Raw genomic sequence first — 11,920 nt, 5'->3', positions numbered from 1 at the left:
CGCGGTGGTCCCACCTGACCCCATGCCGAACTCAGTAGTGAAACGCCGTAGCGCCGATGGTAGTGTGGGGTCTCCCCATGTGAGAGTAGGGAACTGCCAGACATTAATTAAGCCGAAAAGCCACCCATTGGGTGGCTTTTTTGCGTTGGGGGTTTGGTAACCCGATGCGAAAATGTTGAATCGCGGACAAACCGCAATGACAGTCAAGCCTTCGCTGAGGGAGAGTCGATTGCTGTTTAAACATTGACAATGACTCCACATGAACACGCCAACACACTCATATACTAATCTTCAAAGATATAAAAAACATATTCATTCACTACCTCATAAATTTATTTCAAAATTTTATCTCATTAAGAGATTTTAGAGATAAGTATTCTCTTGGGTTTATCAGTGATGGCTTATGACTAGAACACAGGCAAAGTAGAGTGTGATTGTGCCGATCTAGCTCAGTCACCTCAGTACCCAAGAACTTCAATCTTTTTATATCAATAGGCTTATTTTGAGACCTCATATCATAAAGGGCTTTAGCCTTGAGGTCGGTATTGATAGAGCGAATGAATTTACTCAACATAAAGCAGTAAGTAACAGCTCACTTGGTGGAAGTAGTATGAGTTTTGTGCTTAGTTGTACATTGATGATGAAGTTGGCTATGCACGTATTGTGATTAACATTAATGCTATGTACGTATTGTGATTAACATTAATGCTATGAATGGATTTGACCAACATAAAGTAGTGAGTAACAGCTCACTTGGTGGAAGAAGTGTGAGTACGCACTTAGCCAAGTATTGATGATAAAATTGGTCATGCCTTAAAATATTTTTTATATTAATAATAATAATGATTCTGATATGCTCCATATACATTTACTTGTTGTATTTTTACTTAAATAATTTTGTTTTTATCTTCATTTAACACATTGAGTTTGGTCAATAAAATGCTTTTGGACTAACTAATGCTATGAATATCAATTAATAATAAGTTATTTATCTGTTTTGTAGATATACAACTACAGATGTAATTGTTATAAATAGGTCTTTTTATGTTTCATAAAATAGATAAAAATTGTTAAATTGATGTTTCATTTGGTTGTGTTTATACTGCATATAGTGGTTTTTCTAAGCGATATTGTCATTTTATAAAGGGAATTTACTTATTGATAGTCTCATCAGTAGGATAAAATGAACACTATAAGCTGGAAAATAGACAAATGAGAAAGGTGCAAAGATTTTATCTTTTGTACTTATTATGAAGATTGTTTGTTTATCAAAGGTGGATAAAATGAAAAAAATAAAAAGCGCTAATCATCAAGTTTTTGACCAAATAGTATCTGTAAACAAACAGCAAGAAAATGAATTCAATAATGGGCAAGATGGTGCGATCATTCTGTCATTGCTCGTGATGTTTTTTGTGCCATTTTTATTACTAAATACAGTTAGAAATTTTCTTGCGATTGACTATAGCTTTAGTCTTGGCTTAGGTATGCTAGCTCTGAGCGCCATAGTTACTACTTTATTATATAAACAATTTAAAATTGGTTCTCGTTTTGCAGAAAAAGAAATCGTTTTAAGTCAATTATTATCGCGCTACATACCTAAGAATAAAGCTGAGTACCAGAAATTACGTGAAGAAAAGCAGACTGATCCTCAACATTTTTTTATGCTAGTTGATAATTGGGTTGAATCTGAAAGACAATATTATTCAAGATAATATTTAGTGTTAATTACTGTGTCTTATTTAGATATCCCCCGCCGATAATGGCAGGGGATTGAATTTTTTTAGTAATCACAATTTATTACTGCCAATTTTTACCAAAAAGATAAGCTAACTCAAGAGTTTAGTGGTCAATAATAAAAATTGGTCACTGTTTTAGAATTTCTCCAATATAATCGCTCTGATTCATTGGGTTTTAATACATCATTATATTGATGGGGTCTGAGTTGGCTATAGTACCTGATCATATAACGGATTATTTGGTGCTGAGCTTTAGTAAAACTTCGATAACCTGTAATAGGTATCCACTTTGTTTTTAAGCTTATAAAAAACATTCCATTGGTGCATTATTCCAACAATTATCTCGCCGAGAGAAACAAGACATTCTTAGACTTTCCTCTTGATTTATAAGCCATTGATAGCGCTTTTCCCGTTAATTGACTATTTGGTGATAATGATATTGCTCAACCAATCGGTTTTCGGGCAAATAGTTTGAATTCAACACTGAAAAGTAGTCTTTAAAATTAACTATGTCACTACAGTAATTAAATAAAAAATAATAACATATGATTAGTATGTAGGTATTAGTGTTTATAAGTTCATAATAACGAAGATGTTTTTATAAATAAAAAAACGACTCATTGAGCCGTTTTTTAAGAGTATGAGGAAAATAATTTTTAGTGTGATTTTCCCTTCTCGATACCTAAACCAATTTGAGAACGAACAAATTGCTCTTTGAAGCGTTCTTTTTCCATTCTTCCTTGTTCTGAATTATCAGTCACAGAGAACAGCCATGAAGCTGTGAATGCGACGATCATTGAGAATAATGCAGGATACTCATATGGGTAAATAGGTTTATCATGATGCAAAATACCAACCCAAATTGTGGGTCCTAAGATCATCAAAACAACCGCTGTTAACAGGCCTAACCAACCACCCGCTAATGCACCTCGTGTTGTCAGCTTGCGCCAATACATTGAAAGTAAAATAATTGGGAAGTTACAGCTAGCTGCAATTGAGAATGCTAATCCAACCATGAAGGCGATATTTTGTTTTTCAAATAAAATACCCAGACCGATTGCAACAAAGCCTAAAATAACAACGGTAATTTTAGACACTCGGAGCTCATCTTTTTCATTTGCTTTACCATTTTTCATTGCCATAGCGTAAAGGTCATGAGATACCGCAGAAGCACCGGCAAGTGTGAGTCCTGCGACAACGGCGAGTATTGTGGCAAAAGCAACGGCAGAAATGAAACCTAAGAAGAAGTTACCACCAACCGCATCTGCAAGATGTACTGCGGCCATATTTGTTCCACCAATTAATGCGCCGGCTGCATCTTTAAAGGCCGGGTTTGAACCGACAAGCACAATAGCACCGAAACCAATAATGAAGGTTAATATGTAGAAGTAACCGATAAACCCAGTTGCATAAAACACACTCTTACGTGCTTCTTTTGCATCGCTCACAGTGAAGAATCGCATGATGATATGTGGTAAACCCGCAGTACCAAACATAAGAGCTAAACCAAGAGATAGCGCCGAGATAGGATCTGAAACTAATCCTCCTGGACTCATAATGGCGATACCATTTTTATGAACCGCAACAGCTTCTTTAAACAGGGTATTAAAGTTAAAGCCGACATGTTTCATGACCATAACTGCCATAAATGTCGCACCGGCTAGCAATAATATTGCTTTAATGATTTGCACCCATGTAGTGGCTAACATTCCACCAAACAAAACATATAGCACCATTAGAAAGCCAACGATAACGACAGCCACATGATAATTTAGGCCAAACAGTAATTCGATTAGCTTTCCAGCTCCAACCATCTGAGCAATTAAGTAGAGTGCGACAACAACCAATGACCCTACAGCGGAAAGAATACGTATAGGCCTTTGTTTTAATCGATATGACGCTACGTCAGCAAAGGTATAACGGCCAAGGTTACGTAAACGCTCAGCGATGAGAAATAAGATAATAGGCCAGCCGATTAAAAAGCCAATGGAGTAAATAAGCCCATCGTATCCTGAGGTATAAACTAGTGCGGAAATACCTAGGAATGAAGCGGCAGACATAAAATCCCCCGCAATAGCCATACCATTTTGAAATCCTGTTATTTTCCCACCAGCGGTATAGTAATCAGAGCGCGAGCGTGTTCTTTTTGATGCCCAATAGGTGATATAAAGCGTAAAACCGACGAACAATAAAAACATTATGATTGCTTGAATATTAACAGGTTGGCGCTCAACATCTCCGGTTAACGCATCTGCTGATGCGATTGATGAGGTGAAAAAGAGAGCGAGAGAGGGGAAGACTTTCATTTTTCTACCTCTTGTAAAATTTCAGCTGTTAAGCGGTCAAATTCACCGTTTGCTCGAATTACGTAGATCCCAGTTAAAACAAAAGAGATAACAATGAGGCCAACACCGACAGGAATGCCTCTTGTGATATAAGAACCTTCGGCTATAGGTGTGCCAAGCCAACTTGGGTCGAATGCGATGAGGAAAATAAAGCTAACATATAGCGCTAGCGTTATTGCTGATAATAGCCATGAAAAGCGACTACGTTTTCTAACCAGTTCTTTAAAGCGAGGGTTATTCTCTACCTTTTCGTAAGCAGTAGCATTCATCAGAGTTCTCCTCTGTTATACTCGTTATACTTCAAGTTGCAGCTTTGTTGGCTGCGCTCACTCACACGAGTCACATACTTATGTATGCTCCTCGTGATTCGTTCGCTTGTCGCCTAGCTGCGCCTCGAATTATTTAGAGTAAACCATCTTGTTGGGATGTATGTAAGGCCGCCTCTATGAGTTGGCCTTTTGGCGTTATGACATACTCATTGATTGTTTTTCTTCGAGTAGTTTTTCGACTACACCCGGATCTGCCAGCGTGGAGGTATCTCCGAAATTACTGGTATCTCCTGATGCAATTTTACGTAGGATACGGCGCATAATTTTGCCGGAGCGAGTCTTAGGCAAAGAGTCAGTCCAGTGTAGAACATCAGGTGTTGCAATTGGGCCTATCTCTTTGCGTACCCAATTACGAACTTCGGTATAGAGCTCGGCGGAAGGTTCTGTTCCTGATATTAAAGTGACATAAGCATAGATAGCTTGCCCTTTGATATTATGAGGAATACCAACAACTGCGGCTTCAGCAACTTTTGGATGTGAAACGAGAGCAGATTCTATTTCCGCAGTCCCTAAGCGGTGTCCTGATATATTTAATACATCGTCCACACGCCCAGTTATCCAGAAGTAGCCATCTTCATCACGACGAGCACCATCACCACTAAAATACATTCCCTTAAAGGTAGAGAAGTAAGTTTGTTCGAATCTGTCATGGTCACCAAATAAGGTACGCGCTTGACCTGGCCATGAATCAATGATGACGAGGTTACCCTCTGCCGCACCTTCTAGCGGTTCTCCGAGGTTATCGACAATTGCAGGTCGAACACCAAAGAAAGGTAAGGTAGCTGAACCCGGTTTTAGCATGGTGGCACCCGGTAGTGGGGTTATCATGAAGCCACCAGTTTCAGTTTGCCACCATGTATCAACGACAGGGCAGCGGCTATCACCAATCTTTTTATAGAACCATTCCCAAGCTTCTGGGTTGATTGGTTCGCCAACGGAACCTAGGATACGCAGTGAACTACGGTCTGTTCCTTCAATCGCTTTATCACCTTCGGCCATAAGGGCTCGAATAGCGGTTGGCGCAGTATAAAGAATATTAACTTGGTGTTTATCTACAATCTGGCACATACGATTAACCGAAGGGTAATTGGGTACGCCTTCAAACATCACTGTTTTGGCACCGTTTGATAATGGACCATACAGTAGGTAGCTGTGACCTGTGACCCAGCCGACATCGGCTGTACACCAGTAAACCTCACCTGAGTGATAATCAAAGGTATACTTGAATGTTAATGTTGCATAGACCAGATAGCCACCCGTGGTGTGTAATACACCTTTAGGTTTGCCTGTAGAGCCAGAAGTGTAGAGGATAAACAGAGGGTCTTCTGCATTCATTTCTTCTGGTGGGCAGTCTGCACTGACACCTTGAATAATGTCATGCCACCATAGGTCACGGCCTTCAACCCAGCTTGGTGAGTTTCCTGTACGGCGGTAAACGATAACATTTGAAACCGTGGTAACTTGTGGGTTTGTGAGGGCATCATCAACATTTTTCTTTAACGGGATTGCACGACCTGCGCGCAGCCCTTCGTCAGACGTGATGATAAGCTTAGCTTTACAGTCGATGACTCTGCCTGATACCGCTTCTGGTGAAAAACCTGCAAAAATGACCGTATGGATAGCTCCAATACGAGCACAAGCCAGCATTGCCACCGCAGCTTCAACAACCATTGGCATATAAATAGCGACGACATCACCTTTACGGATACCGTATTTTTTTAATACATTCGCAAACTGACTAACATCATGATGTAGTTCGCGATAAGTGACATGTTTTGATGATAATGGGTCATCACCTTCCCAAATAATCGCTGTTTGGTCACCTTTTTCAGCCAGATGGCGATCCAAGCAGTTCGCGCTTAAGTTTAAAGTACCATCTTCAAACCAACAGATATCAATATGTCCGGGGTCGAAAGAGGTGTTTTTGACACGGGTATACGGTTTTATCCAATTAACGATTTTTCCTTTTTCGCCCCAAAATCCTTCAGGGTCTTGAATCGAGCGTTGGTACTCATCGTTGTACTGTTGTTCGTTTATTAGGGCATTTTTAGCAATTGCAGTAGGAACTGGATGTTTAGTTATTTGAGTCATATTATTATCTCCTTGCAGATGTTAATACTATGTCAAAAAATAGTTAACTAAAGAGAAAAATAGATATTTGTTTTTCTTTTGAGCGGAAGATCACGTATTAATTGTAATCAGATTTTCAGGATTATCATTTGATGCTAAATGCAAATCTGAAGTTAAATGCTGAAAATATCAGATTATCTGGTTGTAAAGAAAATGAAATAGCTGGTGTATTGGTATTTGTTACTGAATTAGAGAGTAATGATAGCGGATGAGAAAGACCACAAAATTATTATGGATTTGATAATGATTTTCATTAACAGTAAAATAACTATAATGGTACTAATTCACAAGATGCGTAATTACGTAAGTGCATACCCTATTAGCCTTGTGTTGAAAATGAGAAGTTAAGGGTATGTACCCAAAATAGTTCGAGTTACAGGTAAGCTGCAACTTGGAGTAAGACGGGAAAATATTAATAAGTCACTGGAGACAATAATATGAGTTATACATTACCTGCTTTACCTTATGCTTATGATGCGCTGGAACCTCATTTTGACAAACAAACTATGGAAATCCACCATACTAAGCATCACCAGACTTATGTTACAAATACCAATACAGCATTAGAAAAATTACCTGAATTAGCCGGTTTAGATATTAATGTATTGATTCAAAAATTGGATCAAATCCCTGCTGATCAACGTACTTTTGTACGTAATAACGCAGGCGGCCATTCAAACCACACTTTCTTCTGGGATGGTTTGAAATTAGGTACTGAATTAAATGGCGAATTGAAAGCTGCGATTGAGCGTGATTTCGGTAGCGTAGATGCATTCAAAGAGACATTTGAGAAAGCCGCTGCAACACGTTTTGGTTCTGGTTGGGCATGGCTAGTACTTAAAGATGACGGCAAATTAGCTGTTGTATCAACTGCTAACCAAGACAGCCCGATTATGGGTGAAGCTATTTCTGGTGTATCAGGTTATCCAATCATTGGTTTAGATGTATGGGAACATGCATATTACCTGAAATTCCAAAATCGCCGTCCTGATTACATTAAGGCCTTCTGGTCAGTAGTGAATTGGGATGAAGCTGCAAAACGTTTTGCAGGAAAAACTAAATAATTTTGTTCAATTTTAATTGAATAATTTTGCAGGCATGATTTAAACCAAATCATGCCTGTTTTAATTTGGTCAATTATTGTTATATCTCATCGCATTCTTTATGATGGAAGCCCTTTGTGCTGACCTAAATAGAGACTAAAGCCAATGCAATTCCTTCCTCAAGTATTTATCGGCAAAATTCAATCAACGCAATCTTGTGGTCAAAGCGCTATTTATAAGCGAGAAGCGGATGGCTTATTGTCGTTAGGACAAATGGGGCTTGAAGGTGATGAGCAGGCGGAAAAACGTTTTCATGGTGGTCCCGATAGAGCATTGTGCCATTATCCAAGAGAACACTATGCTTTGTGGTTAAACGCTTACCCTGAACAGGAAGAGTTATTTATCCCACCTGCTTTTGGTGAAAATATATCAACAGAAGGTATGACAGAAGAAAGTGTATTTATTGGTGATATATTTGCTTGGGGTGATGCCCGTATTCAAGTGACCCAGCCCCGTTCCCCTTGTTATAAACTTAATGGCTTAACGGGGATCGAAAATTTTGCCCAAGTGATGCAAGAAACTGGGCGATGTGGTTGGTTATACCGAGTGATTAAAACCGGTAGTGTTAGCGCAAGCACACCCTTGAAGTTATTGAGCCGTAATAGTGATATTTCGGTACAAGAAGCGATTATGATAGCGTTCCATGCGCCTTATGATGAAGAGTTGTATCGTCGCCTTCTCAGTGCGGCTGGGTTATCGGCAAGTTGGAGTTTAACTATGCAAAATCGCTTGGATAATCGCTGTATTGAAGAATTTAGCCATCGTTTATTTGGTAAACGTGGCTAATATAATTCATATACTGTTCATGTATTGTGATGAATAAATTGTTGATACCAAGGGCTTCTATCCATAAGTTCGTAATGCGACCCTTGGTCAGTTACCTTGCCATTTTCCATATAAATAATATGGTTAGCTTGTTGCGCCAACATGGGTTGATGAGTAACGATAATCCGAGTTTGCTGATGAGCTTCGCTGAGTAAATTAATAACTGAAGCAGTATTGATATAATCTAAGCTGGCGGTCGGTTCATCCATGAAAATAATATCAGGGTGACTTAAAAGTAGCCTTGCGATACATAAACGTTGTCTTTGCCCACCAGAAAGAGCCATACCTCCGGTTCCCACATCACGATCAAGTAGTTCATCATCTGCATCCATGTTGAGTCTTGATAGCATTATAGCTATCTGTCGGTCATCAATATTATTGATATGAAGAGATAAATTTTGCCGTAAGCTGCCACTAAATAGGCGGCTATCTTGAAAGAGTACACCTCGTTTTGCACAAAGTATTTGTTGGGATAGCTGGGTCACTTCTATGTTGCCGTAGCTTACAGTGCCTTGAGTGGGATTTTGTAAACGCGCTAATAAACTTAATAAGGTGCTTTTCCCCGCCCCTGATGGCCCGACGATAGCGGTCAATTCATTTTCTTTAAACGTTAACGTAATATTATTTAAAATTCTTTTTTTATCGTGGCTGTAATGGGATAGCGCATGACAACTCACTTGATTGCTTTCAGGATATCGAGATTCTTTCGGAAAAAAAAGTTCGTCTGTTTTAAGGGCTTGTTCTATTTGCGCTATGGCTTTTTTAGATTGGCGCAAGGCTTGGTCTAAATGGGACAATAGCCATAATGGTTCAATAAAACGAGCAAGTAATAGCATGCCCGCCAACCAGACATTTAGGTTAAGCGTGGTGTTATTTACTGAAAAAATACCCATCATGGATAGAACACCAGCACAAAACAGACCAATAAAAATGATTTGAATCGATAATGAAAACAACAAATGAAAAGGAAGACTTTGGCGTTGTAGCTGTTTTTGGGTGTGATATTGGCTATTAAGCGCTAATTCTAGATTTTTTTGTTGGTTCTGGCTAACTCCAGCACGACGTATTAAAGGCTGGTGGGTTGCAAAATTATCAAGAGCACTAATAACTTCCTGTTGAGAAACATAAACTTTTTGCTCAGCACGAGCAATTTGTTTGGCGCAAAAACGCAATATAAAAAGCAGTGCTACACCAATAAGTAACAGTATTCCGCCAAAGACGAATTGATAAATTAATAAGCCAATAACGACAGTTAAGGGGGTGACGATACCACTGATGATCGGGTGTAATAAGTGTGCTGGGACTGACATGATTTGCGAGGCTGGACCTGAGATTAGATGACTCGCAGCTTTGACGGGTTTTAATGATAGTGGTAAATGGCGAATTAGGGCAGCTGTTAAATAGCGCATTACCGTGCCACCTGCTAAATAGCCTTTTTGTGTTGCCATGAAAGTAACAGATAGTGCTGTCAAACTACTTATGGTGAGCAGTATCAATGAGATATTATCACCCGCCGACCAATTGAGAATTACCGAGGCCAGCAGTAAACCACTTATCCCATCAAGTATTGCACCTAGTGTCATCCAAGCAATAGCGCCGCGAACGTTGTATAACAGTGTTTTAATCATTTATTTTCCTCTAAAGCACTTAGCAATTGCTGATATTGCAAACAGTGCTCAGAAAGCTGCTGATGCGTTCCTTGTGCAATTAATTCACCGTTATCTAATAAGAACACTTTATTGACTCGAGTTAAGCAATTTAAATCATGAGTAACGAGGACTCGAGTTCGTTTATCGGTTTCGAGTAATGTTAAAACACGTTGTGCATTTTGTGGATCAAGTGCTGATGTGGGTTCATCGAACAACAAAATGGGTGCGGGGGAAAGTAACGTCCGGGCAATGGCTAATCGTTGAGCTTCACCACCAGATAAATTGATATCTGTACCCACAATACTATCGATACCTTTAGGGTGTTGCGCCAATATCGGTAATAAATTGAGTGCTTCGAGGTAATGATGAATATCCTCAGTAGTACTATGAGACGAAAAAAGCTGTAAATTATCACGTAGTGAGCAAGGTATCGGTTGAGTATTTTGCATCACAATAGAGATTTGTTGGTTAAGTCCGTTTAATGATAATTGAGGTAGAGTAACAGTGCCAAAGTGATTGTTATTTAGGGATATATTGCCATGAGTTGGGTCTAGAAAACGAGCCATTAACTGTAATAGTGTACTTTTCCCCGCGCCAGATAGTCCGACTATCGCAATAAACTCACCCTGTTCTATATGTAAGTTAATATCTGATAATAAAATTTTACCTTGAAAAGCATAACTAAGATGCTCAATTTGTAGATCACAAGCTGTGGTGTTTAATGTTTTTTCGCCGTACTGCATTTCAGGAAGTTCAAGTAATTGCTCAATTCGTTGTGATGCACTAATTGCAAGATTGAGTGCATCACCGCCATGACCCATTGCTGCAACTGGCGCAGCTATGCTATGCATCAAGAGTATGAATAAGATAATTTGAGCAAGTGACGTGGGTTCTGGGAGAATCCATGCCCCTAAAATTACCCATAATGAGAGAAGTGTGGTGCTAATACCAAGTTGTGTTAATGCGCTAAGTGCACCTATTTTACTTATCCAACGTTCAAAAGCTTGTTGAAAAGAAATCAGCGCTAGAGTCACCGTTTTTTGAATTGATTTTTCCGGGAATTGCCTTGCGAGTAACGGGTTATCAGCCAGTTCAGCATAATGTTCATAAAGATGGGCTATCGTTTCATTACGTGCGCTGTATAGCGCTTGGTAACGTGGCGACTGCATCATTTTAAACAAATAAATAGAGGTTGCTAGAGGTAGCAAACAAAACAGTAATAATAAGCCGTTTTGAAATAATAAAATTAAAGCTGCGGTGATGGGGACAACGATAAGTTGTACAATATCGGCAGGGGCATGTGCTGTGAGTTGGTGGAGTGCGCGAACATCTCGTTCAATAACTTGTTGAACACCGTCTTTTCCATGCTGAGTAAAATGATTTAATGGAAGTTTACCCAGTTTATTCAGTAGCTTTAGGCGTAAATGGTAGCAAAGGCGGTTATCTGTTTGATGTGTTAAGTAGAGCGCAAGAGTTTGGCCAACTAACCATATTAATCCACCAATAAAGGCAATGATCATCCAATAATAATATTGCTCAATAGGTGCAACGGCGATTTGGCTGATGGCAATCCAAGGGATTAGTGAGCTGATGCCTGCTATCGCTTGTAATATGATGGCAAAAGCTAAAATAAAACGGTAAGGGCGAAATAATGCCCATAATGCGCGATACATACCAAACCTCCATAGAGAATCTTTTACTGTAGTTTATTTCCTTTAGTAGTAGGGATTTAGTTGTTTTGACAACGGGACTATTTGTTTTGATAGCAGGTAGGGTAAAGTGAAACATCGATGATTAGGGATG

General features: G+C 39.2%; 8 protein-coding genes, 1 rRNA gene and 1 pseudogene. 4 read left to right on the top strand and 6 right to left on the bottom strand.

All coding sequences use genetic code 11. The features are described 5' to 3' along the window. Window positions 1-102, top strand: a 5S ribosomal RNA gene (gene rrf / locus AAZR93_RS16340); the annotation flags it as partial. A gap of 1,181 nt (window positions 103-1,283) precedes the next feature. After that, entirely contained in the window at window positions 1,284-1,712 is a 429-nt protein-coding gene (locus tag AAZR93_RS16335) for a hypothetical protein (RefSeq protein ID WP_294110350.1), read from the top strand. Between the two features lie 134 nt (window positions 1,713-1,846). Here AAZR93_RS16335 and AAZR93_RS16330 read toward each other — a convergent pair. The 4 genes and pseudogenes from AAZR93_RS16330 to acs all read right to left on the bottom strand — a co-directional run. After that, window positions 1,847-2,221 (bottom strand): annotated as a pseudogene (locus AAZR93_RS16330) (IS3 family transposase); the annotation flags it as partial. 171 nt (window positions 2,222-2,392) lie between these two features. After that, a complete protein-coding gene (gene actP / locus AAZR93_RS16325) occupies window positions 2,393-4,042 on the bottom strand; it encodes a cation/acetate symporter ActP (RefSeq protein WP_434720423.1) in 1,650 nt (549 codons plus the stop codon). Continuing rightward, window positions 4,039-4,350, bottom strand: coding sequence for a DUF485 domain-containing protein (locus tag AAZR93_RS16320; RefSeq protein ID WP_336431029.1), 312 nt, complete (start codon window positions 4,348-4,350; stop codon window positions 4,039-4,041). The genes actP and AAZR93_RS16320 overlap by 4 nt, the downstream gene beginning before the upstream one ends. A 195-nt stretch (window positions 4,351-4,545) precedes the next feature. After that, a complete protein-coding gene (acs, locus tag AAZR93_RS16315; protein ID WP_434720422.1) occupies window positions 4,546-6,501 on the bottom strand; it encodes an acetate--CoA ligase in 1,956 nt (651 codons plus the stop codon). Window positions 6,502-6,977: 476 nt separating this feature from the next. Between acs and sodA the strand changes: the two genes are divergently transcribed. Both sodA and yiiM read left to right on the top strand, forming a co-directional pair. Continuing rightward, window positions 6,978-7,604, top strand: coding sequence for a superoxide dismutase [Mn] (sodA, locus tag AAZR93_RS16310; protein ID WP_294110334.1), 627 nt, complete (start codon window positions 6,978-6,980; stop codon window positions 7,602-7,604). Window positions 7,605-7,748: 144 nt separating this feature from the next. Continuing rightward, window positions 7,749-8,429 carry a 6-hydroxyaminopurine reductase gene (yiiM, locus tag AAZR93_RS16305; protein ID WP_294110332.1) on the top strand — a complete coding sequence of 227 codons (681 nt, stop codon included), beginning with the start codon at window positions 7,749-7,751 and terminating at the stop codon, window positions 8,427-8,429. A 17-nt stretch (window positions 8,430-8,446) separates the two neighbouring features. On the opposite strand, the gene AAZR93_RS16300 is transcribed toward yiiM, so the two are convergent. Together AAZR93_RS16300 and AAZR93_RS16295 are read right to left on the bottom strand one after the other, a co-directional pair. Next, window positions 8,447-10,096 (bottom strand): ATP-binding cassette domain-containing protein, encoded by a 1,650-nt coding sequence (locus tag AAZR93_RS16300; RefSeq protein WP_434720421.1) that lies wholly within the window; start codon window positions 10,094-10,096, stop codon window positions 8,447-8,449. Further along, window positions 10,093-11,790, bottom strand: coding sequence for an ATP-binding cassette domain-containing protein (locus AAZR93_RS16295; protein WP_434720420.1), 1,698 nt, complete (start codon window positions 11,788-11,790; stop codon window positions 10,093-10,095). Before AAZR93_RS16295 ends, AAZR93_RS16300 begins: the two co-directional genes overlap by 4 nt. Between the last annotated feature and the right edge of the window lie 130 nt (window positions 11,791-11,920).

The organism is Providencia sp. Je.9.19 (assembly GCF_051129765.1).
Lineage (GTDB): Bacteria > Pseudomonadota > Gammaproteobacteria > Enterobacterales > Enterobacteriaceae > Providencia.
The sequence above is the reverse complement of the archived record's forward strand: the minus strand, read 5'-3'. Positions and strand labels throughout refer to the sequence as shown.